Annotated in this window: 24 protein-coding genes; 15 read left to right on the forward strand and 9 right to left on the reverse strand. The window is 63.8% G+C overall.

Features of this window, described 5'->3' with window-relative positions:
• Nucleotides 1-56: 56 nt before the first annotated feature.
• From ACO076_RS12230 to ACO076_RS12240, 3 genes are all read left to right on the forward strand, one after another.
• A complete protein-coding gene (locus tag ACO076_RS12230) occupies nt 57-1,121 on the forward strand; it encodes an ABC transporter substrate-binding protein (RefSeq protein ID WP_421726729.1) in 1,065 nt (354 codons plus the stop codon).
• 31 nt (nt 1,122-1,152) lie between these two features.
• Nucleotides 1,153-2,193: a Gfo/Idh/MocA family protein gene (locus ACO076_RS12235; protein WP_421723110.1), complete on the forward strand. Its 1,041-nt coding sequence runs from the start codon at nt 1,153-1,155 to the stop codon at nt 2,191-2,193.
• 104 nt (nt 2,194-2,297) lie between these two features.
• Nucleotides 2,298-3,665, forward strand: a complete 1,368-nt coding sequence (locus ACO076_RS12240) for a TrpB-like pyridoxal phosphate-dependent enzyme (RefSeq protein WP_421723111.1) — start codon at nt 2,298-2,300, stop codon at nt 3,663-3,665.
• A 28-nt stretch (nt 3,666-3,693) separates the two neighbouring features.
• On the opposite strand, the gene ACO076_RS12245 is transcribed toward ACO076_RS12240, so the two are convergent.
• From ACO076_RS12245 to ACO076_RS12260, 4 genes are all read right to left on the reverse strand, one after another.
• On the reverse strand, nt 3,694-5,589 hold the full coding sequence (locus ACO076_RS12245) for an Ig-like domain-containing protein (protein ID WP_421723112.1): 1,896 nt from the start codon (nt 5,587-5,589) through the stop codon (nt 3,694-3,696).
• Between the two features lie 258 nt (nt 5,590-5,847).
• Entirely contained in the window at nt 5,848-6,462 is a 615-nt protein-coding gene (locus ACO076_RS12250) for a calcium-binding protein (protein WP_421723113.1), read from the reverse strand.
• Between the two features lie 235 nt (nt 6,463-6,697).
• A complete protein-coding gene (locus ACO076_RS12255) occupies nt 6,698-7,102 on the reverse strand; it encodes a DUF427 domain-containing protein (protein WP_421723114.1) in 405 nt (134 codons plus the stop codon).
• 40 nt (nt 7,103-7,142) lie between these two features.
• Complete coding sequence (locus ACO076_RS12260; RefSeq protein WP_421723115.1) at nt 7,143-7,610, reverse strand: SRPBCC family protein; 468 nt, start codon at nt 7,608-7,610, stop codon at nt 7,143-7,145.
• Nucleotides 7,611-7,720: 110 nt separating this feature from the next.
• Here ACO076_RS12260 and ACO076_RS12265 point away from each other — a divergent pair, with 110 nt between their 5' ends.
• Together ACO076_RS12265 and ACO076_RS12270 are read left to right on the forward strand one after the other, a co-directional pair.
• Nucleotides 7,721-8,632, forward strand: a complete 912-nt coding sequence (locus ACO076_RS12265) for a LysR family transcriptional regulator (RefSeq protein WP_421723116.1) — start codon at nt 7,721-7,723, stop codon at nt 8,630-8,632.
• 80 nt (nt 8,633-8,712) lie between these two features.
• A complete protein-coding gene (locus ACO076_RS12270) occupies nt 8,713-9,480 on the forward strand; it encodes an SDR family NAD(P)-dependent oxidoreductase (RefSeq protein ID WP_421723117.1) in 768 nt (255 codons plus the stop codon).
• Here ACO076_RS12270 and ACO076_RS12275 read toward each other — a convergent pair.
• Genes ACO076_RS12275 through ACO076_RS12285 form a run of 3 tightly spaced genes read right to left on the reverse strand, consistent with a single transcriptional unit; the run spans nt 9,477 to nt 12,876 of the window.
• The gene (locus ACO076_RS12275; protein ID WP_421723118.1) at nt 9,477-10,703 is read right to left on the reverse strand and encodes a class I SAM-dependent methyltransferase; all 1,227 of its coding nucleotides are present in this window, start codon (nt 10,701-10,703) and stop codon (nt 9,477-9,479) included. The two genes, ACO076_RS12270 and ACO076_RS12275, sit on opposite strands and share 4 nt — an antisense overlap.
• Nucleotides 10,700-11,500: a DUF1365 domain-containing protein gene (locus ACO076_RS12280; RefSeq protein ID WP_421723119.1), complete on the reverse strand. Its 801-nt coding sequence runs from the start codon at nt 11,498-11,500 to the stop codon at nt 10,700-10,702. Before ACO076_RS12280 ends, ACO076_RS12275 begins: the two co-directional genes overlap by 4 nt.
• Nucleotides 11,497-12,876, reverse strand: coding sequence for an NAD(P)/FAD-dependent oxidoreductase (locus tag ACO076_RS12285; RefSeq protein ID WP_421723120.1), 1,380 nt, complete (start codon nt 12,874-12,876; stop codon nt 11,497-11,499). The genes ACO076_RS12280 and ACO076_RS12285 overlap by 4 nt, the downstream gene beginning before the upstream one ends.
• Nucleotides 12,877-13,096: 220 nt before the next feature.
• Between ACO076_RS12285 and ACO076_RS12290 the strand changes: the two genes are divergently transcribed.
• From ACO076_RS12290 to ACO076_RS12315, 6 genes are all read left to right on the forward strand, one after another.
• A complete protein-coding gene (locus ACO076_RS12290; protein ID WP_421723121.1) occupies nt 13,097-13,684 on the forward strand; it encodes a sigma-70 family RNA polymerase sigma factor in 588 nt (195 codons plus the stop codon).
• Nucleotides 13,685-13,686: 2 nt separating this feature from the next.
• Nucleotides 13,687-14,358, forward strand: a complete 672-nt coding sequence (locus ACO076_RS12295; protein WP_421726730.1) for a ChrR family anti-sigma-E factor — start codon at nt 13,687-13,689, stop codon at nt 14,356-14,358.
• Nucleotides 14,359-14,428: 70 nt separating this feature from the next.
• Nucleotides 14,429-14,836 carry a DUF2177 family protein gene (locus ACO076_RS12300; RefSeq protein WP_421723122.1) on the forward strand — a complete coding sequence of 136 codons (408 nt, stop codon included), beginning with the start codon at nt 14,429-14,431 and terminating at the stop codon, nt 14,834-14,836.
• 122 nt (nt 14,837-14,958) lie between these two features.
• Nucleotides 14,959-15,453 carry a fasciclin domain-containing protein gene (locus ACO076_RS12305; RefSeq protein WP_421723123.1) on the forward strand — a complete coding sequence of 165 codons (495 nt, stop codon included), beginning with the start codon at nt 14,959-14,961 and terminating at the stop codon, nt 15,451-15,453.
• Between the two features lie 107 nt (nt 15,454-15,560).
• Nucleotides 15,561-16,271: an SDR family oxidoreductase gene (locus ACO076_RS12310; RefSeq protein ID WP_421723124.1), complete on the forward strand. Its 711-nt coding sequence runs from the start codon at nt 15,561-15,563 to the stop codon at nt 16,269-16,271.
• A complete protein-coding gene (locus ACO076_RS12315; protein WP_421726731.1) occupies nt 16,268-17,791 on the forward strand; it encodes a cryptochrome/photolyase family protein in 1,524 nt (507 codons plus the stop codon). The genes ACO076_RS12310 and ACO076_RS12315 overlap by 4 nt, the downstream gene beginning before the upstream one ends.
• A 24-nt stretch (nt 17,792-17,815) precedes the next feature.
• Here ACO076_RS12315 and ACO076_RS12320 read toward each other — a convergent pair whose 3' ends face one another.
• Both ACO076_RS12320 and ACO076_RS12325 read right to left on the reverse strand, forming a co-directional pair.
• Nucleotides 17,816-18,691: a hypothetical protein gene (locus ACO076_RS12320; protein WP_421723125.1), complete on the reverse strand. Its 876-nt coding sequence runs from the start codon at nt 18,689-18,691 to the stop codon at nt 17,816-17,818.
• A 111-nt stretch (nt 18,692-18,802) separates the two neighbouring features.
• Nucleotides 18,803-20,221, reverse strand: coding sequence for an alpha-glucosidase/alpha-galactosidase (locus ACO076_RS12325; RefSeq protein WP_421723126.1), 1,419 nt, complete (start codon nt 20,219-20,221; stop codon nt 18,803-18,805).
• A gap of 130 nt (nt 20,222-20,351) precedes the next feature.
• Between ACO076_RS12325 and ACO076_RS12330 the strand changes: the two genes are divergently transcribed.
• The 4 genes from ACO076_RS12330 (at nt 20,352) to ACO076_RS12345 (ending at nt 24,973) form a co-directional block, all read left to right on the forward strand.
• Nucleotides 20,352-21,302 carry an AraC family transcriptional regulator gene (locus ACO076_RS12330; RefSeq protein WP_421723127.1) on the forward strand — a complete coding sequence of 317 codons (951 nt, stop codon included), beginning with the start codon at nt 20,352-20,354 and terminating at the stop codon, nt 21,300-21,302.
• Nucleotides 21,299-22,822, forward strand: a complete 1,524-nt coding sequence (locus ACO076_RS12335) for a tryptophan halogenase family protein (protein ID WP_421723128.1) — start codon at nt 21,299-21,301, stop codon at nt 22,820-22,822. The genes ACO076_RS12330 and ACO076_RS12335 overlap by 4 nt, the downstream gene beginning before the upstream one ends.
• Nucleotides 22,823-22,940: 118 nt before the next feature.
• Nucleotides 22,941-24,113, forward strand: coding sequence for an extracellular solute-binding protein (locus tag ACO076_RS12340; protein WP_421723129.1), 1,173 nt, complete (start codon nt 22,941-22,943; stop codon nt 24,111-24,113).
• Nucleotides 24,110-24,973: an IclR family transcriptional regulator gene (locus ACO076_RS12345; RefSeq protein ID WP_421723130.1), complete on the forward strand. Its 864-nt coding sequence runs from the start codon at nt 24,110-24,112 to the stop codon at nt 24,971-24,973. The genes ACO076_RS12340 and ACO076_RS12345 overlap by 4 nt, the downstream gene beginning before the upstream one ends.
• Nucleotides 24,974-24,982: the final 9 nt, after the last annotated feature.

The raw sequence follows: 24,982 nt of genomic DNA on the forward strand, positions 1-24,982 counted from the left end.
GGTATCCAGGACGAGGAGGGGCTTCGGTGCGAGTAAAAAGTGTGTGGGCCATCGCCATGGCTGGGCCGATGGCCGTGGCAGCAAACGGGGCGTCGGCCCAGACCTATGAGCTGATCCAGGCGGCGAAAGAGGAGGGCAAGCTCAACGTCATCGCCCTGCCGCATGACTGGTGCGGGTACGGCGATCTCATCGAGCGGTTCGAGAAGCGCTACGGCATCGAGGTCAACGAGACGGCGCCGGATGCCAGTTCGGCCGAGCAGCTCGACGCGATTCGCGCGAGCGCCGAAGACGCGGGGCCTGATGCTCCCGATGTCGTCGATATCGGCCTGTCCTTTGCCGACGTCGCCAGGGACGAGGACCTGCTGCAGCCGTACAAAGTGGGCCCCTGGGATACGATCCCTGAGGCGGTGAAGGATCCCGACGGCTACTGGTATGGCGACTACTATGGCGTCATCGCCTTCGAAATAAACGCCGACAAGATCGAACAGCCGCCAGAAGACTGGGAAGACCTGCTCGACGACGCCTATCGCGGCGCAGTGGCGCTCGCCGGCGATCCGCGGTCGTCGGCGCAGGCGGCGCTCAGCGTTTACGCGGCCGGCCTTGCCACCGGCGGCGAACCGGGTGCGGCGGCAGGTGAGGCGGGCCTCGCCTTCTTCGCTGATCTCAATGCCGCCGGTAACTTCGTGCCAACCGCCGGCAACGCGGCGACCCTGACGGAGGGTGAGACGCCGATCGTCATCCGCTGGGACTATGCCGGTCTTGCCGACCGCGATACGACCGAGGAACCGGCGATCACGGTGGTGGTGCCGAAAAACGGGGTGGTGGCGCGGCCGTTCGTCCAGGCGATCAGCGCGCATGCGCCGAACCCGAACGCGGCGAAGCTGTGGATGGAGTATCTCTACTCGAACGAGGGTCAGCTCGGCTGGCTCAAGGGCAACTGCCATCCGATCCGGTTCGACGATCTGGTCGCATTCGACATGATCTCGGCGGAAGTCGCGGCGCGGTTGCCGCCGGCGGACGCCTACGCCAACGTGGTGTTTCCCTCGCTCGAGGATCAGGCGGCCGCCAACGCGGTGATCGCCGAGCAGTGGGAAGAAACCGTCGGCGCCGGCGTCAACTGATCGTCGAGATCGACGTGAACTGGGGGATCTGGTGACAAGCAAACGGCCGCTCGGCATCGGCGTCATCGGGCTTGGCATGGGCGCGACGCCGCACGCAAAGTCGCTCAAAGATATGAGCGATCGGGTGACGGTGCGCGGCGTGTTCGCCCGAGACCGCGATCGTCGGGAGGCATTCGCGGGGAAGTTCGGCTTCCCCGCGGCCGAGTCCGTCGATGCCATCGCCGACGATCCGGATGTCGATGCCGTGCTCCTGCTAACGCCGCCCAACGCCCGGGCCGAGCTGGTTGACCGGCTGTCGGCGACTGGCAAGCATATTCTCATGGAGAAGCCGATCGAGCGGACGACGTCAGCGGCGGAAGCGCTGGTGGCGCAATGCGAGGATCGCGGTGTTCGTCTCGGCTTGGTGTTTCAGCAGCGGTTGCGGCCTAACGCGGAACAGTTGCGGGCTCTGCTCGCCGACGGTGGCGTGGGTGCCATCGCTGCTGTGCGGCTCGAGGTACCGTGGTGGCGGCCGCAGGCCGGCTACTACGATCAGCCGGGGCGCGGTTCGCTGGAGCGAGACGGTGGCGGCGTGCTGCTCAGCCAAGCGATCCACGCACTCGATCTGATGCTGTCCGTCACCGCGCCGGTGACCGAGGTGCAGGCGGTGACGGGCACCACGGCGTTGCATCAGATGGAGACCGAGGACTTTGCCGCTGCTGGGCTGCGGTTCGGCGACGGGGCGCTCGGTGCTCTGATGGCAACCACCGCCGCCTACCCGGGTGCCGGTGAGCAACTCGCGCTCGACTGCGCCAACGCGGGCATTGTCCTCAAGGGACGCGAACTAACCGTCAACTGGCATGACGGGCGGGTGGAAGTGCACGAGGAATCGGGTGGGGTCGGGGCCGGTGCTGATCCAATGGACTTCCCCCATGACTGGCATCTCGCGCTGATCACCGATTTTCTCGACGCGGTCGAGGCGGGTCGCGATCCGACGGTGACCGCCCGCGATGGCCTCAAGGTGCATCGGCTGATCGATGCGCTGTTGGAATCGTCGCGCACCAAGCGGGCCGTGGTGCCGGCAGGCGGCTGACCGCCCGCGCGACATTGGTTCCGGTTGGGTGCCTCGACACCCAATACCCGGCACCGCTACAGTCCGATCACAACAACAACACGCATTGCCTTGGGGGGAGAAAGATGACTGATACCGTCAAGTACCTGCTCGACGAAAGCCGCATTCCGAGGGCGTGGTACAACATCGCTGCCGATCTGCCGTCGCCGCCGTCGCCGCCGCTGCATCCCGGCACCAAGCAGCCGGTCGGCCCCGACGATCTGGCGCCGCTGTTTCCGATGGCGCTGATCGGTCAGGAAGTCGCCACCGACCGTGAGATCGAAATCCCCGAGCCGGTACGCGAGGTCTATCGCCAATGGCGGCCGTCGCCGCTCTACCGCGCCCATCGCCTCGAGCAGGCGCTGAAAACGCCGGCGAAGATCTACTACAAGTACGAAGGCGTCTCGCCGGCCGGTAGTCACAAGCCGAACACGGCGGTGGCGCAAGCGTTCTACAACAAGGAAGCCGGCGTCACGCGGCTATCGACCGAAACCGGTGCCGGGCAATGGGGCTCGTCGCTGGCGTTCGCCGGCGCTCTGTTCGGGCTCGATGTCGAAGTGTTCATGGTGCGGGTGTCCTACGACCAGAAGCCCTATCGCCGGGCGTTAATGGAAACCTATGGCGCGCGCTGCATCCCGTCGCCGTCCGGCGAGACCAATGCCGGACGCACGGCGCTGGAAGCCAAGCCCGATCACCTGGGGTCGCTCGGACTGGCGATTTCCGAGGCAGTCGAAGTCGCAGCCCAGCGGGACGACACTAAATACGCGCTCGGCTCGGTGCTGAACCATGTGCTGCTGCACCAGACCGTGGTCGGGCTAGAAGCGATCGCCCAGATGGAAATGGCTGGCGACTACCCGGATGTGATCGTCGGCTGCACCGGCGGCGGCTCGAACTTCGCCGGTATCGTCTTTCCATTCCTCGGCGAGCAATTGCGGGGCGGGAAGGGTGTGCGTATCGTCGCGGTCGAGCCGGCGGCGTGTCCGAGCCTGACTCGCGGCAAGTTTGCTTACGACTTCGGTGACACCGGCCACCTTACCCCGTTGGTCAAGATGCACACGCTGGGCTCGACCTTCATCCCGCCCGGGTTCCATGCCGGTGGTCTGCGCTATCACGGCATGGCGCCACTGGTCAGCCACGTGCTCGATCTCGGCCTGATCGAGGCCAAGGCGTACCACCAGTCGAAGTGCTTCGAGGCGGGTGTCGACTTCGCCCGGATCGAGGGCATCCTGCCGGCGCCGGAGGCCAACCACGCAGTGAAGGGCGCCATCGACGAAGCGATCCGCTGCCGCGAGGAGGGAAGATCGGAGACCATTCTGTTCAACCTCTGCGGCCACGGCCATTTCGACATGCAGGCTTACATGGACTACTTCGCCGGCAAGCTACAGGACCTCGACTACGACGAGTCCGAACTCGCGATGGCACTGGCCGGGCTGCCGACCGAGACGGCGGCCTGACACTCGGCCGGCCGGCTCGGCCGTTCGATCAGGCGTCAAGAAGCAGGTGGGGCGCGGACTTCTCCGTCGCTATATCGCCAACGCCTTCGACGGTGATGGTTGCGGTCGCCTGGCCAATGCCGCCATAGAGGTCGGTCACGGTGTAGACGAAGCTGTCGCTGTCGCTCCCGCCGAGATCGTCGAACTGCCCGTTGGGATCGTATGCGAAGGTTCCGTCCGGGTTGATCGTCAGTAGCGCATCCGATGCCAGCTGGATCACCTGCGATCCGCCAACAACGACGACGCCATCGATCGCCGTGACTGTAAAGGAGTCGCCGTCATCGACGTCGCTGTCGATTCCGTTGCCGTTGTCGGCAAAGAGGTCGCCGGCGAACGCGGTGTTCTCGTCCGTCACAAACCGATCGTCGGCGGTGACCGGATCGTCGTTCACGCCGTCGATCGTCAGGTTGGAGAACGTCGTCGAAGCGCCGTGTCGATCGGTGGCGGTGAAGCTCACCTCCGTCGATTGCCCGGGTGCCAGATAGTCGAAGCCCTGGTCGGTATCGACCGTGTAGGTGCCGTCGCCATTATCGAATATCACGACGCCGGGTGGGGGATCGAATGTGTAATCGAGGTCGGTGACGTCGTTGTCGCTATCAGGATCGACGATGTTGTAGGCGTCGATGATAGTCCCGCTGTTCTCATCGAACCTCAGAGGAATGGAAACCCCGGAGGGCCGTTGTGGCGCGTCGTTCTCGCCGATGATCCTGACGGTCGCGGTTGCTTGGTTGCTAACCAAACCGAATTCATCGGTGGCTGTATAGGTGAAGACGAAATCGCGGACTTCGTTGACGGCCGTCACGTCGAGATCCTGGCCCGGGACCAGGCTGAAGTTGCCGTCAAGCGTATTCCAGAAATCGGTCGTTTGGTTCGGGATGATGATAGAAAACGGCGGTGTCTCCATGCCAGGGCTGTCGTAGGAGAGTGTCCCGGGGTTTTCGTCGGTGACGTCGAACTGGTAGGTTTGGCCGGCGCTGTCCTCTTTGACGACATAGAGGACGTCCCGCGCGACCGGTGCCAGGTTGTCAGTCTCGCCGATGATGGTGAACTCCAGCGTTCGGGTGACCGTTTCGGACCCGTCGGAGATGGTGAAGGATACACTGTCCGTCGCCGTTTCCCCGTCATTCAGAGCTTCGAACTGGCCATTGGGGTCGTAGCTGTAGGTACCGTCTGCCGCGACCTTGAGTAGCGCGCCGGAAGCCAGAACGATCTCGTGGCCGACGTTCGCCGCAGCGCTGTCAACGGCGACGATGCCAAGCGCGTCGTCGTCGAAATCGAAGGCATCAGACTCGACCAGGAGGTGACCGGTGACAGCCGGGCCGTCTTCGTCAGCGGTCGCGGCGACATCGTCGGCGATCGGTCCGTTGTTGCGACCGTCGAGGAAGAACGCGGCATTGTCGAACTTCAGGACCTCGACGTCGACGACGGTGTCGGTCTCACCGGTGACCATGTCCGTGATCGTCAGGTGGCTGGAGCCGAATCCGAACTCGAACCGACGCGCATCGCCCGAGAAGTTGGCCACGTCCCAACCGCGGCCACCGTCGAGCCAGTCGTCGCCGCTACCTCCGGTGAGATCGTCATCGCCGCGGCCACCGTCGAGCCGGTCGTCGCCGCTACCGCCGGTGAGGTCGTCATCGCCGCGACCGCCGACGATCAGGTCGTCGCCGGCTCCGCCATCGGCGGTGTCATCGCCCTTGCCGGTGACCAGCAGGTCATCGCCATCGCCGCCGTCGACATGGTCGTCGCCCCGGCCGCTCTTCACCAAATCATCGCCGCCATTGGCATGGATGACGTCGGCGCCTTTGCCGGAAACGATCAGTTCGGCGATATCGGTTCCATCAATTTCGTCGGGTTTCTTCGTGCCGACGATAATCGGAATCGTCATAGCAACCTCCTTGAGGCGGCGGTTCGACTCCGGTTAGGTCAGGCCGCGTCGTCGCACATTGTTACACGCGGCCCGGCTAGTAGAAGATGGCGATTTTGAGCTTATGTTGATCAAGGTAAAGAAATATTGTGTTGTACCTATAGTATATAATCGCTTTTTAGCAAAATTTACGTAAGATTGATGCAAAGAGTGGTCGGATCCGCGAGAGCCACGATCAGGCCGCCGACCGAGACGGCAGCCTGACCGGCGGCTTCGAGATCAGATGACGAAAAAGTCGACATGGCTCATCGCTAGCTTGGCGTCGACGACGGCGAACTCGGTCGCCTTGTCGGGGCCGGTGCCGTCCGGGTCGTATTTGATGACGCCGTTTCCGTCGTTGTAGATAACGCGGTCGTTGTTGTCCTCGGCCTTCTTGCCGATCACGAATTTCTTCGCCTGAAGCGTCTCGCCGACCGGACCGGCCTTGGTGAAGATCGACTTGTCGAGGTCGATGAAATCCTTGGTGACGTCGAAGTCGGTGATGGTGTCGACGTTCTTGTCGGCGTTGAGCTTGGTGTTGAAGACAAAGACGTCCTGGCCCTTGCCGCCGGACAGGAGGTCATTGCCTTTGCCGCCGAACAGGAAGTCGGAACCACCGTCGCCTTCCAAGACATCGTCGCCTTTCAGGCCGAACAGGTCGTCGGCGCCGCGGCCTCCGTAGAGTTCGTCGTCCTGGTTGAAGCCGACCAGTTCGTCCTTCCCGTTGCCGCCATAGAGGAAGTACGACTTGTTGTCGGCCGTTGGCGACAGGAAGTCGTTGCCGTCGAGGCCGTACTGGGTCTGCTGACTGCCTGTCCAGAAATCGTTGCCGAGAGTACCGATGTAGGTGGCCATGGGTGGTGCGGTCCTTACGCTGGGCGACCAGCACGTGCCGGTCGTCGGGTTACACAGGCGCGCCGTCCGCTCCCATGGTGGGCGTCTTTCCGTTCGTCCCGGAGGGGACGTCCGCGCTCACCCCGGCGCATTACTTGGCGGGATACGCAAACCGCGTCTCAGACGCGGCAGCGCCGGGCCCGCCGACCCGGCACCGTCACCTTTGACCACGATCTGGCTGAATGGCGGCTGAACGTTAGTCGCCTTCGACGATGCGGACCTTGTCCGGCCAGAACGCCCTGTGCGCGGTGAGCACCGCCGAAAACGCGAACGGGGCTTCGTAGGACCAAGCGATCTCGTGACCGTTATGGGCGTGGTAACTGGCGTCGCCCTTGAGCGGGCAGTGGGTGGTTTTGTCGACCGGCGTCAAAGCCTCGCGAATGTCGGCGGCCGGGATGTACAGCACCGGATCGTAGAGCGTCTTGCCGACCTCAAGAACGCGGATGGCTTCGATGGTGTCGGCGAGCAGCGTATCGCCTCTGAACACCTGAACCCGGCGCGGCACCGGCTTCACCAACATGAAGTGACGCGGGTTATCGGGATTGTGGATGGCGTCCGGGAACGCCGGCTGGGCCTGGGTCTTTTCCAATACGACGGACATGGCGTTTACTTCCTTTTTCGCATCGCTGATTGAGGGGGCGTCAGGCGGCTTGCAGTCGCGGCTGAGACTCGACATAGGCCGCGTTGCCTTCGAGCAGTCCGGTTACTGACTTGGCGAACTGCCTCTTCATCATGGGCAGCATCAGCTGGCCGAGCAGACCCATTCTGGGCGTGAACTCGAGGCGCATGGTGACCTCGGTTTGGCTTGGCCCCAGCGCTTTGAAGTCGAAGCTGGCACCGGCTTTCTTGATCGGCGCCGACGTCTCGTAGATGTCGATGACCAGCCATTGCCGCGGCTCGTAGCCGATGATCTTCTCCTTCAGATACGTCTTGCCGTCCTTGAAGTCGCACTGGCGCAGGGCACCGAGCCCGGTGGCGGCGCTGTCAGCAAGCAGATACGAGTCCCTCAGGTCAGGGTGAAACTTGCGAATATCGGCGAATTCATCCCAGCTTGCCCAAACCTCGGCGAGCGGGGCATTCACTGTGCGTGTCGCTGTAACCGTTGCCATCTCTGGTTCCTCCATTGGGCTACGGCACCAAGATGGTGGATAATTCTTGCAATAAAATCGGAAATCGGCATCCATTGTGGTTCGTGAATGAACCATGAGATGAGACAATGATGTCGGATCGGTTCTCGACGATCGATTGGGACGATCTCCGGTTCTTCCTCGCCGTCGCGCGCTCCGGCAGTCTGCGCGGCGGAGCAGAGGCAATGCACGCCAACCACGCGACAGTGTCGCGACGCCTCGCGACGCTCGAGGCCGGGATCGATGCGCGGCTGTTCGATCGCACCCGCGGTGGCCTGGTGCTCACCGAGCTCGGCGAGCGGCTGCTGCCCCACGCGCTCAAGGTCGAAGATGAGATCGTATCCGCCTCGCGATTGATCGCCGGGCGGGATTCGCGACCGACCGGCACGATCCATGTCAGCATGGCACCGGCCCTCAGCATCAGTTCGATCGGCGACGACCTCGCGGCGTTCACCGAGGCGTTCGCGGATATCGAATTGCACCTTCAGGTGACCAACGCCTTTGCCGACCTTGCCCGGCGGGAGGCGGACGTATCAATCCGCTACGCTTACGAGGTGACGGACGACGTGGTCGGCCGGCGGGTGCAGCGTTGCGCCAAAGCGGTCTATTGCTCACCGGGCTATGCCGAACGTGTCCGTGCCGAAGATGGCGGTGAGGGGCTCACCTGGATTGGCTGGGGCGAACCGGACGCCGACGAAACCGCGCCCTGGATTCGCAGGAGCCCGTTCCCCAAGGCGCGACTCAAGCACCGGATCAACGAAGCCGTGCCACAGATCGCCATGGCCAGCGCCGGGGTCGGCCTGACGATTTTGCCCTGCTTTCTTGGCGACCGCTCGCCGGGTCTGGTGCGGGCGCCGTGTTCAGAGCCGGTGCTCGATCGAAGCCTCTGGCTCCTCTTTCACAACGACCTGCGCCGCACGGCGCGGATTCGCGCCTTCGTGGACTTCATCGTCGAGCGTATTCGCGGCCGGAAGGCGGAGTTCGTCGCCGGCGCCAGGGCGTGACTGTGAACCGCTGGTGTTTAGTCCACGTATCGTAAAGGCGTGGCGACGTGTCGGTCGTCGCTGACCAAAAGGGGACACTTGTGGAACCCAATGACTCGCGACGGGTCTGGCTGACCGGTGCTGGCAAGGGCATAGGCCGGGCGTTGGCGATAGCCATGGTCGAGGCCGGCTGGACGGTCGCAGCCAGTGCCCGCACCGCCGACGACCTCGATAGCTTGGCGGCCGAAGCCGAGACGAAGCCGGGCCATGTTGTCGGCTATCCGGTAGACGTCACCCGCGCCGCCGAAGTCAGCGAAACCGTGGAACGGATCGAAGCCGATCTCGGACCGCTCGATCTCGTCGTTCTCAACGCTGGGACGCACCAGCCATTCAAGGCAGCCGACTTTGATATCGAAACGTTTCGTAGGCTGGTCGAGACCAATCTGATGGGCACGGTCAATTGTCTCGCCCCGGTGATGGCCCGGTTCATCGAACGGGGCAGGGGACACATTGCGGTAGTGGCTTCGGTCGCTGGTTATGCGGGACTGCCTACGGCCGCCGGCTACAGCGCCACCAAAGCCGCGCTCATCAACATGTGCGAGGCGCTGGAGCCCGATCTCGCCCGGCACGGTGTGAAGCTGCAGCTCGTTTCGCCGGGATTCGTCGACACGCCACTCACCCGCAAGAACGAATTCAAGATGCCGTTTCTCATCCCCGCCGATCAGGCGGCGAACGATATCATGGCTGGCTTGCAGTCGCGGCGGTTCGAGATCGTGTTTCCGTTCGGGATGAAGGTGGCGATGAAAGCGCTCCGCGCCCTGCCGTACCGCCTGTTCTTCGCAATCACACGTAGGATGGTGGGCAGCTAGGCCCGTCGCTTGTCGATCAGAAACTGACCGACGTCGGTGGCGCCGGTCCGGAAACAGCCCTCACAGGAATTGAGATAATACGTCCACATTCGACGGAACCGCTCGTCGAAGCCAAGGGGGCGAATGCTCTCCCAGGCCTCCTGGAACCGCTCGTTCCACTGTCGTAGAGTCTCGGCGTAGGACTGACCGAACGACAAACGGTCGGCAAGTTCCAGCTTGGCGTTGGCAATCGCATCGCTGAGCGCGCGAGGCGAGGGGAGCATGCCGCCCGGGAAGATGTATCGCTGGATAAAATCGACTCGCTTGCGATAGGTCGCGAAGCGATCGTCCGGCACCGTGATGATCTGAAGCAAGGCTCGGCCGTGTTCGGTCAGCCGCTCGCGGACCACGTCGAAGAAGACCGGCCAATTCTCCTCACCAACCGCCTCGAACATCTCGATCGAAACGATCTTGTCGTAGTCGCCCCGGGTATCGCGGTAGTCCTCGAGCCGAATCTCGACACGATCACTGACGTTCGCCGCCGCCATTCGCTCGGTGGCGAAGCGGGCTTGCTCCTTCGAGATGGTGAGGCAGGTGAGCTGCGCGCCGGTTTCGCGGGCGGTGAGTTCCGCGAAGCCGCCCCAACCGCAGCCGATCTCCAGGACCCGGTCGTTTGGCCCGATGTCGAGCGTTTCGATGATCCGCCGATACTTGGCCTCCTGCGCCGCACTGAGCGATAGGCGGTCCGATGCGAACAGGGCCGACGAGTAGGTCATCGTCTCGTCGAGCCAAGCCCGGTAGAAGGCGTTACCAAGGTCGTAGTGGAAGGCGATGTTGCGCTTGGCGCCCGAGCGCGAATTGGCGCGCAGACGGAACTGCATGCTCGAGACAAGCCGCACCAGCCAGGATGCGGTTAGCCGGCCAGCCAGAGCGTTTTCGTTGCGAACGCCAAACTCGACGAGGGCGGTGAGGTCGGGCGTCGACCAGTCATCGTCCATGTACGCCTCGGCAAAGCCAAGGTCACCGCGACTGATCATTTTCCACACCGGCTTGCCGTTGTGGAGGCGCATGGTCGCGGCGGGACCGGGTTCGGTTCCCTTGAAAACAACAGCGTCGCCGTCGGGGAATACCAGTGTCACCTGGCCGTGGGTGCAGCTACTCGCCCACGACTCCGCCAGCTTTCGCCAAAGCGGCCGTGACGTTCCCGCTTCACCGGGTTCAACGCGATCAGTGTGTGAGGTCAACGACCCTCTCCCATCTTCGCCGGCGCGGCCTCCACGGACGACGCGATTGTCCGTGCGGCGCGGCGATACGGAACCACAGGTACGCCTTTCAGCCAGAGGCGCAAGGCTTCCCAATGGATGCCTCCTATCACCTTGAGGGTCATCAGCGGATAGCGACACATTGCCCACGCCAGCGTCCGATCGATCAGGGGCTTGCGTTTGCCGCGAAACACGGCGGAGAGCAGCGGCCCCTCGGAATCGCGTTGGGCGATGGACACCGTTGTCTTTTCTCCGGGCACCGCGATCCGGAAGTCGTAGGTGCAGTCCATTTCCATAAACGGCGAGACGAAGAACTGCTTACGGCAGCTTTGGCGGACAACGGACCCGTCAGCTTCGTCAGTGGGGATCACATAGGTGTGACGCTCGCCATGAGTGTTGCTGACTTCATACAGAATCGCGACCAGTCGATCGTCGGCCGCGTGACAGAAATAGAGGGTCAGCGGATTGAATACGTAACCGAAAATCCGCGGATAGCAGAGGACACGCACCCGGCCGTCCGGGATGGCGAGGCCCGCTGCCGCCAGTTCGCCGTCGACCCAACCGCGCAGCGCTCCCGGCGCTCCCGAGCCGTGGTCCTTGTCGTGGAAGCTGAAGACGGCGAAGCGATTGTGGCCGAACAGCTTCAGTCTTCGGTCGAGGTCGGGGAGCTCGTCGAGATCAAGCAGCAGCGAGAAGACGCTATAGCGAAGCCGGTGCGATCGTGGCCGCAGTCGTTCGTGGTCGACAGTGCCGGCGTAAAGCCCGGATGCGGCGCTCACGCAACCAGCTCCAGACCCGCCGCCGGCTGCGGCATTGCCACCCGGTTCGTCTCACCGGCGACCGACCATGGCCGTTGGACGCCGCCGAGCCATTCGGCCACCGCCAGCCCGGACTGCAGGCCGTCCTCGTGGAAGCCGTAGCCGAAATAGCTGCCGCAGTACCACGTGCGCCGCCGCCCCTGGAGATCCCATAGCTTCTCCTGCGCGGTCATCGATTCGAGATCGAAAAGCGGGTGGGTGTAGTCGAACACGCGTTTGATCGAACCGGGCTTGGGGTATCGCGTCGGGTTCAGCGTAACGAACAGCGGTTGTCTTCGGTCGAGATTCTGCAGGCGGTTCATCCAATAGGTGACGCAGAGGTCCCGGTTGCCGGTTTCGTCGTTGCCGCCGATGTAGTTCCAACTCGACCACACGCGCCGCCGGCGGGGCATCAGCGCCGGGTCGTCGTGCAATATGGCGGTGTTGTGAGTGTAGCGGAAGGCGCCGAGTACCGATGCCTCCTGCGGGCTCGGGTCGTCGAGCAGGTTGAGCGCCTGGTCGGCGTGGGTGGCGATCACTACGTCATCATAGTCCGCGGCATTGCCGGCGGTGTCCCAAACGGTGACGCCGGTACCATGGCGGAGGACGCGGCGGGCGCCGACTCCGGTCAGCATCCGCCGGCCGAGCGGCTCACGCAGCTTCGCCACGTATTCGCGACTTCCGCCGGTCACCGTTCGCCATTCTGGGCGGTTGCCGAACTCGAGCAGACCGTGGGTGGAGAAGAAGCGAATGAAGGAGCGGAGCGGAAACGCGCGAATCCGATCGGGCGACGTCGACCAGATCGCTGCGCACATCGGCAGGATATGGTCATCGACCAGTGCCGACGAATAATCCCGCTGGTCGAGGAAAGCACCAAGGCTGATCGAGCCTGGGTCGCGTCCCTGCCGGTATGGCCGCGCGTCGCCGTAGAAGCGCAGGATGTCGAGCACCATGCGCCAGAAACGTGGCTTGAGCACATTGCTACGCTGGCCGACGACGCTGTTGATTGGCGCGCTGGCGTATTCGAACGCGCCGTTGTCCAACGACGCTGCAAACGACATATTCGACGCTTCTGTCTCGACGCCGAGATGATCAAACAGAGCGGTGAGGTTGGGGTAGTTCCGCTCGTTGTAGACGATGAATCCGGTATCGACGGCGATCGGGCCATCCGGTCCATCAACATCGACGGTGTTGGAATGGCCGCCGGCCCACCGTTCCTTCTCATAGACCACCACATTGTGACGGGACGACAGGAGCCAGGCCGCCGACAGGCCGGATATGCCGGAGCCGATAACGGCGATCCGCCGGCGGAGGGCAGTCGATGCGAGCAACTGGTTGGCGTCGACGTGGAGGTTCATAGGGTGAGACTTCTTGTTATAGGCGACAGAAACTCTTACGGGCTTAGGCTCGCTTCGGATCACTCAAAAAAGGCAGCGAGCGGGTGATCCGATTGACGAGTGAGGTCGTAAAAGCGTCATGCAGCCGGCCGTTTCGCCCATTCTGGAAGTATGGCACCATCGCTCCGCGCCAATCCGCGCCCGAGGCGGCACGTCGGCCTGGGGCGGCCGCGCCAGGAAGATGAATGTGACGAAAGCGGCAAGCCAAGCCTCGGCGGAAACGCTCAACGCGTGCATTCGATCCGTGGCGGCGTCGCAGGACCGCGCAGCTTTCGAAGTGCTTTTCCGTCATTTCGCGCCGCGCGTGAAGTCTTACCTCCTGACGTCGGACGGTGGCGCTGCGGCTGCCGAAGAACTGATGCAGGAGACCATGGTTACGGTCTGGCGTAAGGCGGGCCAGTTCGATTCATCCAAGGCGTCGGCGTCGACCTGGGTGTTCACCATTGCCCGAAATCTCCGGATCGATGCCTACCGACGGGAGCGCCGGCCCGAACTCGATCCGAACGACCCGGCGCTAGTGCCCGCCGCCGATCCCCAACCGGATCGGGTGGTGGAAGGCCAGCAGGCGGCGGACAAAATCAAAGTGGCGATGGCCGATCTGTCGCCGGCTGAGCAGGCGATTCTACGTCTGGCCTATTTCGAGGACAAGCCGCAAAGCGTCATAGCCAAGCAGCTTGGTATTCCCCTCGGGACCGTGAAGTCGCGGCTGAGGCTTGCCTTTGGCAAGTTGAGGGCAGCGCTTGCCCCCAGTCTTGGAGACGTGAAGTGAGTATGCGTCATCATATTAGTGACGATCTGCTGTTGAGTTACGAAGCCGGAAGCCTGTCGGAGGGCTGGAGCCTGGCAGTGGCCACACATTTGGCGCTATGCCCCGAAAGTCGCGAGCGCGCCCGGGCGGCGGCCGCTGTCGGTGGCGCGCTGCTCGAAGAGATCGACGCGGCTCCCGTTGACGAGAGTTCGCTCGATGCGGTTATGGACCGGATCGATGCGTCGCCTGTACAAGCCGACTCTCAGCAAGGCGGCCTCGGCGGAAGCGGCCAGCGACATAGCGGCCGGGAGCCGATCCTGCCGGAGCCGCTGCGCAGTTATGTCGGTGGGGATGTCGATACGATCCGCTGGCGTCGGCTCGGGACGAAGGCAAAGCACCTGCCCATCAAGACCGGGGACAGGGAGACCAGCGTTCGCTTGCTTCGGATCCCCGGCGGGGAGCCGGTGCCGCATCATGGCCACCGCGGCACCGAACTGACCCTGGTGCTGAGCGGGACGCTGGTCGATGGCGACGAAATCTTCGCCCGCGGCGATATCGAACAGGCTGACGAGTCGGTCGAACATCAGCCGTCGGCAGGGCCGGGCGAGGATTGCATCTGCCTCGCGGTGACCGACGCGCCGCTTCGGTTCCGCGGGATGATGGCACGGCTAGCGCAGCCGTTCCTGCGAATTTAGCGCCGGGCTTCAGAGCCCTCCACAGTTCCAGACCAGTTGCCGGTTCCACGCGCCGGACAGGGAGACGATTGTGCTGCAATACGGTATCGCCTACCTCGCCACCGCCGTAGTTTTCCTGGCCATCGACTTTGTCTGGCTGAACGTGATGTCACCGGCCTTCTACCGACCGCGGCTGGGCGATTTGCTGGCGACCAACCCCAACCTAACCGTCGCGGCGCTGTTCTATCTTTTCTACGCCGTTGGCGTCGTCGTCTTAGTGGTGATGCCGGCCGCTGCAGCGCGCTCGTGGCTGATGGCGGCGGGCTTTGGGGCGTTGTTCGGCTTCGTCGCCTACGGGACTTACGATTTCACCAATCTCGCCACGATCCGCAACTGGCCGGTGATCGTCACCGTCGTCGATGTCATCTGGGGAACCGCATTGACCGCAGTGTCAGCGACCGCCGGCTACTTCGCGGTCAGAGCAGTTTCGAGCGGATGACTGTCACATCTTCGTGACCGTTAGCCGGCTGAATGATCCGATCCGCGGCCGTGTCCGTACCCGTCTTGTCACCCAGAGAGCCTGATCCTGGAATCAGGGAGAAACCCAAAGGAGAGACGGGTATGACCTTCAAGCATTCGATCATCGGCGCCGCCGCGGCGCTCCTCATGACAACTGGTATCGCGTCGGCAAACAATGTCGTCGAGACGGCTCAGGCCGCCGGCAGCTTCAACACGCTGCTTGCCGCCGCGCAGGCTGCCGGTCTGGCCGATACGCTGGCGACCACCGACAACATCACTGTCTTTGCGCCGACCGACGAGGCGTTCGCCAAGCTGCCGGACGGCACGGTCGAGAGTCTTCTGGAGCCGGAGAACAAGGATCAGCTGGTCGCGATCCTGACCTATCACGTGCTCGGCCGAGAACTTGAGTCGAACATGCTTCCCGGTCGGACGATTCATGTGAAGCCGCTCAACACCGATGCGCGCATGCTGCAGGTCACCAAGTCGATGGATGGTGTGACTGTCAACGACGCAAATGTTGTACAGGCCGACATCGAGACCGACAACGGCGTGATCCACGTTATCGATACGGTTCTCATCCCCCAGCCGAGGGGCTGAGGCGCTACGCCGACGAGCGGAGGTCCCACGATCCGCTCGCCGGCGTCGCTTGATCCGCACCATCCCCTCGTCTCGCCTGACCAGGCGTCATCAAAGAGCGAGCGGACATGACCGTTAACCTGGCATCTTTTCCACCCGGCGGGCTCGCTGTCGTCTTCGGTGCTTCCGGCGCCGTCGGTGGTGCCGTTCGCAGACGGTTCAGCGAATCCGGCGCGTTCGCCGACGTCGTCGGACTATCTCGCAGCGACGGTGTCGATCTGACATCGGAACCGAGCATCGCTGACGCTGTGGCGCGGCTCGCTGCCAGCGACTTGCCGATCCGCCTGGCATTCGACGCCACCGGCTTTCTCCACGACGATCGGTTCATGCCCGAGAAGGGCTGGCGCGATCTGGACCCAGCCCGTCTCACCGAGGCGTTCGCGATCAACGCCATCGGTCCGGCGCTGGTGATGAAGCATGTTCTGCCGCTGCTGCCGCGCCAGGGAAAGTCCGTGTTCGCGACCCTGTCGGCCAAGGTCGGCAGCATCGGCGATAACCAGCTCGGCGGCTGGCACAGCTATCGGGCCTCTAAGGCCGCGCTCAACCAGTTCGTGCGTACCGCGGCGATCGAGCTCGCGCGCAAGCGGCCGGACGCTGTCTGCGTCGCGCTCCATCCGGGCACCGTCGACAGCCGTCTGTCGGCGCCGTTCAGCAAGGCCGGGCTCGATGTCCGAGCGCCTGAGGTCGCGGCAGGAGATCTCCTCGCCGTGATCGACGGACTCACCGCCGTGGATACCGGCGGCTTCTTCGACTATCGCGGAAACCGCCTGCCGTGGTGAAGACTTTGCGGTTGATCCTCGGCGACCAGCTCAGTCGCGACATCAGTTCGCTCGCCGATATCGATCCGGCCACCGACGTGGTGCTGATGGTCGAGGTGGCGGAGGAGACGACCTACGTCCCGCATCACAAGCAGAAGCTGGTGCTGGTACTGTCGGCGATGCGGCACCTCGCGGCCGCGCTGGCGGAGCAGGGGATCACCGTCGACTACGTCCGGCTCGACGATGGTGGCAACACGGGATCGTTTTCCGGCGAGCTGGCGCGGGCGATCGATCGCCATCGACCCGAGCGGATCGTCGTCTGCGAACCCGGAGAATGGCGCGTGCTGGCGATGATGCGCCGCTGGGAGGACGACCTCGGTGTTCCGGTCGATATCCGCGACGACACCCGGTTCTTCGCCGACCGTGCACGGTTTCGGCGTTGGGCCGCCGGCCGCAGAACGTTTCGGATGGAGCACTTCTACCGGGCTATGCGGCGCGAGACCGGGCTGCTGATGGACGGCGGTGAGCCGATCGGCGGGCGCTGGAACTACGACGCCGAAAACCGCAAACGGCTGCCAGCCGATGTCGCTATCCCGGAGCGGCGGCGTTTCCCCGCCGACGCAATCACCCGCGACGTCATGGCGCTTATTGCCGAGCGCTTCGCCGACTATTTCGGCGACCTCGACTCATTCGCATGGCCGGTCACCCGCGAAGACGCGCTGGCGGCACTGGACGACTTTATCGAAACCGCGCTCCCGCGCTTCGGCGACTATCAGGATGCGATGAAGGCCGGGGCGCCGTTCCTGCATCATGCGCTGCTGTCGCCGGCGCTGAACATTGGGCTGCTCAATCCACGCGAGGTGTGTGCCCGTGCCGTGGCCGCCTTCGGTACCGGCCAAGTGCCGCTCAACGCGGCTGAGGGGTTCATTCGCCAAATCCTCGGCTGGCGCGAATATGTGCGCGGCATCTATTGGCTCACGATGCCGGGTTATGCCGAGACCAATGCGCTCGATGCCCGAAGGCCGTTGCCGGCGCTTTACTGGAACGGCGAGACGCCGATGCGCTGCATGGCCGAGGTGATCGGCAGTACCCGGGAATTCGCTTACTCGCACCACATCCAGCGGCTGATGGTGACCGGCAACTTCGCGCTGCTCGCCGGGATTCGCCCGAAGGAGATCGCCGAATGGTATCTCGCGGTCTACGCGGACGCCTTCGACTGGGTCGAGCTCCCCAACACCCACGGCATGGCGATGTTCGCCGATGGTGGCCTGCTGGCGTCGAAGCCATATGCCGCGTCGGGCGCTTACATCAACCGGATGTCAGACTTCTGCGGCGACTGCGCCTACGACGTGAAGAAGAAGGCGGGCGTGGACGCCTGTCCGTTCAACGCCATGTACTGGGCGTTCCTGATCCGCAACGCGGACAAGCTCGCCGCGAATCCACGGATGGCGATGCCGTACCGGGCGCTTGCCGGCTGGTCGACGGAGCGAAAGACAGGGATCGTCGCTGAGGCGAACGCATTTCTCGACAGCCTGGGCTGAGGAAACCGGCGCGGACGACGCGGCTCACCCCGGGTGTTTGCGCTGCAGGATGATCTCGTGGTCTCGCTTGTCGCGGGCGTCGAGAAACGCCCAACCGAAGAAGCGGCCCTTCAACATCCACGACAGGCCGAAGGCCCACAGCGCCAACGCTTCGAACCAGAAGGTCAGGTTCAGGGTTTCCCAGTTGGCAAAGCCGAGCGGGCCACTCAGGGCGATCGCCGCCATCGAGAACAGGATGATGATTCCGGAAGCGATGTAGAGGCGATTGCGGGTGCGCTTGGTCGCGGTCAGCGTGCCGTCGGCGTTGCGCTGGTCAGCGGTCACCCGGGTGAAGACGAAGAACGAGTAATAGGCCAAAAAAGCAAATAGCAACGCCGCAGCGACGAAATGCATGGTATTGGCGCCCTCGAAGAGCTGAAACAACATCCGGGCATCATCGGGCTGCCAAACACCAAAGTAAGGTTCGGTCTCTATCGGCCCAAAATCCGCTAGCGCTCGGCCGGAAAACGCTTCCACTTCGCAGCCGCGACCGGCAGTCGGAAAGACCGCCACGCCGTAGGCGCAGAACCCGGCCAACGTCGCCAGCAGGCTCTCGCGGGGGTTTTCGCCGCGATAGGCGATCATGAAGGTGCCGATAAAGACCAAAGCGCCGACGAAGACATCGCCCCAGAACTGGGCGTAATAGAAATGGCTGATCGAATCGTAGAAACAGGCGCCGAGCGCTGCGCCGCGATCGCCTAGAAGACCGGCAACGATGAGGACGATCGGAAGCCCGAGGGCGATCACGCCGACGAGAACGGCAAGCTTGCGCTGATCGACGCGAACCTGCGCGTCGGTAGTGTAGGCATATGTCGGATCCGGCTGATACCGGTCCCGTCCCATGTCGAACAGCGCAGCCACAGACCCGTCGCCCTGTGTGTGGTGGCCGAGGCCGAACCATACCACCAATAACGCCGCGATTGTAGCGTTCAGGCGGGTAGTGCCGGGCGTCAGGCGCGCTGCCGCGCCGGGCTAAGCAACGCGCCGCGCCGCGCCCTGCCAGTCACGGGTCGGGACACTTTTTCGGGCGAGCCGTTGCTTCGCGTCATCGATGGCGCCGGCGAATTGCGGCAGCCATTCGGCCTGGGCCACGAGCATCTCGTCGACCATCTGCCACACCTCGTCCGGCGAACAGACGGCGCCGACCAGCGGATCGTGGAGGACGGCGAGTTTGAGCAATTCGACGTCACCGGTCATCGCGGCGTGGACCGCCATGCGCTGGACGTTGATCGACGAAATGCAGGTCGCGGCGCAGGCCTCCGGCAAGGTGATCCCGGCGACCATGTTGAGGCCGAAGCGGTCGACATAGCCGGGTGTCTCGACGATCGCGTCCTCGGGCAGGTTGGTGATCAGGCCGGTGTTGCGAACGTTGAAGTGACCACGATAGGGCCGGCCGGTTTCCAGGGCTTCCAAGATATGGCTGGCATGTTCATTGGAGCGCTTCGACGGATCGAGTGGTGTGTCGGCCTCGTCCAGAAGCTTGGGGAAGTCGGTCTCGAACCAGCGGTTTCGTTCGGTGCAGTGGCGCAGATACCCGCCGGTCTCGCCATGGATCCAATTGGACATGTCGACCCAGCCAGCGATCTCCTCGGGCCGCTTGCGATACCAGGGGAGATATTCGGACAGATGGCCGTTGCTCTCGGTCGAGTAGTAGCCGAACCGCTTCAGCACATCGATGCGGACCTTCTCCTGTTCCGAATACACCGGATGTCGCTCGAACGCGGCGACGAGTTCATCCCGCCCGATCTTGCGGCCACGGACCTGGACATCGATGAACCAAGTCTGGTGGTTGATGCCGGAACAAATGAACTCAAGTTCGCCGGGCGCGGTGGCGCCGAGGGCCTCGGCGATCTGCTGACCGCCGTGCTGGACGCCGTGACAGAGACCGATGGTGTCGACCTTGCCGTGCTCGAGGGCGACCCAGGTGTTCATCGCCATCGGGTTGGCATAGTTGAGGAAGCGGGCCCCGTCTTCGGCGACCTCGCGGATGTCGCGGCAGAAGTCGAGGATGACCGGGATGTTGCGCTGGCCATAAAGGATGCCACCGGCACAGATGGTATCGCCGACGCACTGGTCGACCCCGTACTTCAGAGGGATTTCGATGTCGTGCTTGTAAGCCTCGAGCCCACCGATGCGGGTGCAGTTGATGACGTAGCGTGCGCCGTCCAGCGCCTGGCGCCGGTCGGTGGTGGCGGTGATCCGGGTCGGCAGTTTGGAGGCGGCGATGAGCCGCTCGAGAATCTGCCGGATCATCGTCAGGTTATGCTCGTTAATGTCGGTGAGCGCGAATTCGACCTCGGCGAATTCGGGGACGCTGAGGATGTCGGCCACCAGCTTGCGGGTGAAGCCGACACTGCCGGCGCCGATGATGGCGATCTTGAAATCGGTCATGAAGGGTCTCCGTTGCAGCCCGGTGGTCGCCGGAGCGTATCCCGCGCGGGTGAAATTGACTCACGATGGGAACGACATGCGGTTAGTATGACCGCAGGCGTTTGGCCCACCAGAGGGTATTTGTGCTTGTATGGGTAATTCTGTGCTCGATCGCTTGGCGGCGTATGCGTCGACGATGAAGGTGATATCGCTGCCGCGGGCGCACCATCGGCTGCACACGATGCCGACCAGCGCCGGGTATGAGATTCGAGAGGACGAGCCGTATGACTGTCACGGGCGCCGACGCGGTCAGACGCCGTTCGCGGTGCTGCAACACACGGTGTCCGGCACCGGCAACCTGACCTTCGAGCGCCGTCGCCATCGTCTCGGCGCCGGCGACACCATGCTGGTGATCGTGCCCCACGACCATCGGTACTGGCTCGAACCCGGCGACCGCTGGGCGTACTTTTGGATCGCGCTGAGCGGCCGCGAGGCCATCCGCATCTGCCGGGCGATCCAGGCGACGGCCGGGCCGGTCCTGCGGCTTAACCCCGACTGTATCGAAGCGATGGCATCGGCGTGCCTCCGACTGGTCGAAGGTAGCGGCGAGACGCCCGGCGCCGCCTCGGCGATCGCCTATGAGGCGACAGCAGTCGTGTATGACGCGGTGTTCGGGCCACAGTCGATCATCGGCGCCGAAGCTGAAGGCGACGCCGTTGGTCGGGTCGTCGCCTTCATTCACGAAAACCTCGGCGGGTCGCTCGGCGTCGATCATCTCGCGGCGGTCGCCGGACTCAGCCGCGCCCACTTCTCGCGGGTGTTCGCCGCAAGCGAAGGGCTGCCGCCGGCCGAATATGTGATTCAGGCGCGCATGCATTACGCCGCCCGGCTACTGACCGGCCATGCGGTCATGCCGGTGAAGGAGATCGCACCGCTGTGCGGCTTTGCCGATCCCAACTACTTCGCCAAGGTCTTCCGTCGCTTCTTCGGTGCGAGCCCGAGCGAATTCCGAACCACCGGCCTCTACCTGCATGCGAGCCTCGACTCGGCATCGCTTCCGCGGCGAGAGGACCGAGTCCATCCAAGGAGTCCCAGCCCATGATCACGCCTATTCGCCACCTGGTAATCGTCGGCGGTGGCACCGCCGGGTGGCTTGCCGCCCTGATGCTGGCGCGGACCGCCAAGGACAACCGGGCCGACGTGAAGATCACGGTCGTGGAGTCGAGCAAGATCCCGACCATCGGTGTGGGCGAGGGGACCACCGCCGTGTTCAAGACGGTGCTCGATCATCTCGGCATCAACGAAGCCGACTTTCTGCGCGAGACGCGCGGCACGATCAAGTACGGCATCCGCCACAAGGATTGGCGACGGGTCGGCGTCACCTATGACGGGCCGATTGACGATCCGCATGCGCTGGTTGAGGGGGCAGGAACGTCGGAGTTCCTCAACATCTTCTCGGTCGCCGCCGGCCGTCCAGTGTCGCGACTCCATCTCTTCGACCGGCTCATAAAGGCTGACCTTAGCCCCTACGGCCGCGACGACAATGGTCGGCTCGCGCCGGTCGGGCCGTTTCAGTACGCCTATCACATCGACGCGGCAGCCGTCGGCCGCTATCTGCGTGCGCAGGCGAAGGGAATCGAGATCGTCGATGCCACGGTGGCGGGCGTTGAGAAAAATGCCGAGACCGGTTTCATTGAAGCGCTGGTTTTCGACGAAGGAACAAGGCTCTCCGGCGACTTCTTCATCGATTGTACCGGCTTTCGCCGGCAGCTGATCGGCAAGGAAATGGACGGAGGCTGGGTGTCCTATGCCGACGAGCTGCCGGTCAATCGGGCGATGCCGTTCTGGCTCGATCACGAACCCGATGCCGAGATCCAGACCACCACCATGGCCTGGGCGCAAAAGGCTGGCTGGATGTGGCAGATCCCGACCCAGGATCGTCTCGGCTGCGGTTATGTCTACTCCGACCGGTTCCTCGAGCCGGACGAGGCCAAGGCCGAGATCGAAGCCGCCCTCGGCCGCACGATCGAACCGCGGGCCGACATCAAGATGTCGGTCGGCCGGGTGGCGCGGCCGTGGGTCAAGAATTGCCTGGCGCTGGGGCTGTCGGCCGGGTTCCTCGAACCGCTGGAGGCGACGTCGATCCACGGCACGGTGGTGCAATTGCTGGTGCTGGCGGAGGATTATTTCAAGCCCGATTTTGCGCCAAGCACGGACGCCGCCGAGGATTACAGCCAGCGGGTCGGGCGGCAGATCGACGACTTCCGGACCTTCATCAACGTGCACTACGTGACCGAGCGGGACGATACGCCGTTCTGGCGGCACGTGCGGGAGGCCTGCATCCATCCGGAGGCCAGGGAACGCCTTGACTCGTGGCGGACCAGGATGCCGACCGGGGACGATTTCGAGACCTATCTGTCCGGCTTTCCGCACATTGAGGCGCAGCTCTACTACCCGGTGCTCGACGGCCTCGGCCTGCTCGATCAGGCGATCGCCAGGCGGTCGACGGGGTCATCGACACGCCAGCGACAGGCCCGCGACATCGCTGACGGGATGGAGCGACAGTTCGCGACGGCCGCCCGTCGCGCGATCGGCCATCGTGAGTTTCTTGAGCGACTTTAGAGCAAGGCGCCTGCATTCCGGCATATAAAAAAAGGGATTGTATATTTAAAAAAACGACGTATTGTGACTCACAAGGCTGGCGGAGATCGGCTGGTACAAACGTTTGGGAGAACCGAGGATGGGCGTCGCCCTCAAAGGGCTTGCGTGGGATCACCGTCGCTGTTGGGGACCGCTCGACGCCGGCGTCGGCGACTACCTCGCCAATCATCCCGAAATCGACTCCATCACCTGGGACCGCCGCAGTCTCTACGAGTTCGGCGAAGGGCGCCTCGATCTCGCGGTGCAGGACTACGACCTCGTCATTTATGATCATCCGTTCGTCGGCGAGATCGCCCGCGATGGGCTGATGCTTCCGTTCGACCCCTATCTCAGCGCAGCGGACGCCCGCGCCTACGAGGCGGACTCGGTAGGTGCTTCGTGGCGGTCGTATCAGGCCGAAGGGAAACAATGGGGGCTGCCGATCGACGCGGCGGCACAAGTGGCCGCGTACCGGCCTGACCTGCTCAGGACATACACCGATCGTCCACCGCGCACTCACGACGAGGTGCTTGATCTCGGCCGTAACGTCCGGGCCGACAATCGCTGGCTCGTTTTGCCACTCGTTCCGACCGATGCGATCTGCCTCATCCTCACCGGCGCGGCGATGGCCGGGAAGCCGGTGCGACTAGCCGATGGCGTCGGGCTCGACAGTGAAGTCGCCGAGGCGGTCGTCGACCGGTTCCGGGCGATCGCGGCGCTATCCCACCCGGACTCGTGGTCGTTGAATCCGATCAGCTGCTGCGAGCACATGATCCGGAACGACGACGTGGTCTACACGCCGTTCGCGTTCGGTTACGTCAACTACACCTCAAGGACCGAGACTCCTCACCTTCTATTCGCCGATATTCCCTCGACACCACCGGTCGGTGCCTTGCTCGGCGGCGCCGGTGTCGGAGTGAGCGCGTTCTCGAAGAACCCCGACGCGGCGGCGGCCTACGCGCTGCATCTGTTCGACCCGGAGGTCCAGCGCGGCGTGTATGTTCGCGAGGGCGGGCAGCCAGGTTCGCTCTCCGCTTGGACCGACCCTGAAGCCAACCGCCTGACCAGGGATTTCTTCGCCGACACGCTAGCGACGCTGCAGGGGGCTTACCTCCGCGACACCATGCCCGGGTTCATTCCGGCGTTTCGGGAAGGGACCCACAAAGCCGTCGCGGCGATCAGAGGCGATCTGTCCGCTCGGGAACTGGTCGACTGGTTCAACGCGGCCGCCGACCGACTCGGTCCGGTGTCGCTCGATCGGAGCGTCGCATGAGCGAGGACGTCCGCACGCTGGAAACCGAGGCCCCACCGACCGCCGAGGCGTCGCCGTCGCGTCCGGCCTATCGCGTTCCGGCCGCCGAGAAAGCGCTCGACATCCTCGAGTTCATGGCGGGCCGCCCGGAAGGGGTGACCCAAACGGAGATCTCGGCCGGCCTCGGACGTTCGATCCACGAGATCTACCGGGTCATCCAGCTCCTGGAACGGCGCGGCTATCTTGTTCGGGCGCAACGCTCCGATCGTTACCGCTTGTCGCTAAAGCTGTTTGAGCTCGCTCACCAGCATCCACCGGTCAACCAACTGGTCGATGTGGCGTTGCCGGTGATGCGGTCACTGGCGGCCGATTCCGATCAGAGCTGCCACCTCGCGGTCCTCAACGGTACGCAGATCCTCATCGTTCTCCAGGCGGATTCGCCGTTGCCGATGCGGTATTCGGTGGCGATCGGCTCGCAATTCCCGATTCTTGAAACGAGTTCCGGCGCGGTTCTGCTCGCCTGCATGCCGGAAGCTTCGCGCGATCACATGACCGAACTGCTGATTGCGGCGGACTCAGCGATTGACGGGGACGCTTTGCGCGAGCGCCTCGCGGCGATCGACCTCAACGGTTTCGAGATGCGCACGTCGCTTGCCGTCGATGGCTGCATCAACATTTCGCTGCCGATCCGCGACCATCTCGGCACCGCGGTGGCGGCGCTCACTGTTCCGTTTCTGCCGCAGACGCGCGCGCGTATGGACCACGAAGCGGTCCTGCGCTGTGCTCAGACTGCGGCACTCGAAATCTCGCGCGCCCTAGGTGCTCCAGACCACGCTGGCAAACCCGCCGGCGACAACAAAGAGCGGCCGCACAAACCATAGTCGGCGCGA

The organism is Bauldia sp. (assembly GCF_965232525.1).
Taxonomy (GTDB): Bacteria; Pseudomonadota; Alphaproteobacteria; order Rhizobiales; family Kaistiaceae; genus Bauldia.

Excerpts from the sequence above, each read along its gene's own strand:
- ACO076_RS12230 (WP_421726729.1), top strand. The coding sequence starts at position 57 with ATGGCTGGGCCGATGGCCGTGGCAGCAAACGGGGCGTCGGCCCAGACC.
- ACO076_RS12240 (WP_421723111.1), top strand. The coding sequence starts at position 2,298 with ATGACTGATACCGTCAAGTACCTGCTCGACGAAAGCCGCATTCCGAGG.
- ACO076_RS12245 (WP_421723112.1), bottom strand. The coding sequence starts at position 5,589 with ATGACGATTCCGATTATCGTCGGCACGAAGAAACCCGACGAAATTGAT.
- ACO076_RS12250 (WP_421723113.1), bottom strand. The coding sequence starts at position 6,462 with ATGGCCACCTACATCGGTACTCTCGGCAACGATTTCTGGACAGGCAGT.
- ACO076_RS12255 (WP_421723114.1), bottom strand. The coding sequence starts at position 7,102 with ATGTCCGTCGTATTGGAAAAGACCCAGGCCCAGCCGGCGTTCCCGGAC.
- ACO076_RS12260 (WP_421723115.1), bottom strand. The coding sequence starts at position 7,610 with ATGGCAACGGTTACAGCGACACGCACAGTGAATGCCCCGCTCGCCGAG.
- ACO076_RS12265 (WP_421723116.1), top strand. The coding sequence starts at position 7,721 with ATGTCGGATCGGTTCTCGACGATCGATTGGGACGATCTCCGGTTCTTC.
- ACO076_RS12285 (WP_421723120.1), bottom strand. The coding sequence starts at position 12,876 with ATGAACCTCCACGTCGACGCCAACCAGTTGCTCGCATCGACTGCCCTC.
- ACO076_RS12290 (WP_421723121.1), top strand. The coding sequence starts at position 13,097 with ATGAATGTGACGAAAGCGGCAAGCCAAGCCTCGGCGGAAACGCTCAAC.
- ACO076_RS12295 (WP_421726730.1), top strand. The coding sequence starts at position 13,687 with ATGCGTCATCATATTAGTGACGATCTGCTGTTGAGTTACGAAGCCGGA.
- ACO076_RS12305 (WP_421723123.1), top strand. The coding sequence starts at position 14,959 with ATGACCTTCAAGCATTCGATCATCGGCGCCGCCGCGGCGCTCCTCATG.
- ACO076_RS12310 (WP_421723124.1), top strand. The coding sequence starts at position 15,561 with ATGACCGTTAACCTGGCATCTTTTCCACCCGGCGGGCTCGCTGTCGTC.
- ACO076_RS12325 (WP_421723126.1), bottom strand. The coding sequence starts at position 20,221 with ATGACCGATTTCAAGATCGCCATCATCGGCGCCGGCAGTGTCGGCTTC.
- ACO076_RS12330 (WP_421723127.1), top strand. The coding sequence starts at position 20,352 with ATGGGTAATTCTGTGCTCGATCGCTTGGCGGCGTATGCGTCGACGATG.
- ACO076_RS12335 (WP_421723128.1), top strand. The coding sequence starts at position 21,299 with ATGATCACGCCTATTCGCCACCTGGTAATCGTCGGCGGTGGCACCGCC.
- ACO076_RS12340 (WP_421723129.1), top strand. The coding sequence starts at position 22,941 with ATGGGCGTCGCCCTCAAAGGGCTTGCGTGGGATCACCGTCGCTGTTGG.
- ACO076_RS12345 (WP_421723130.1), top strand. The coding sequence starts at position 24,110 with ATGAGCGAGGACGTCCGCACGCTGGAAACCGAGGCCCCACCGACCGCC.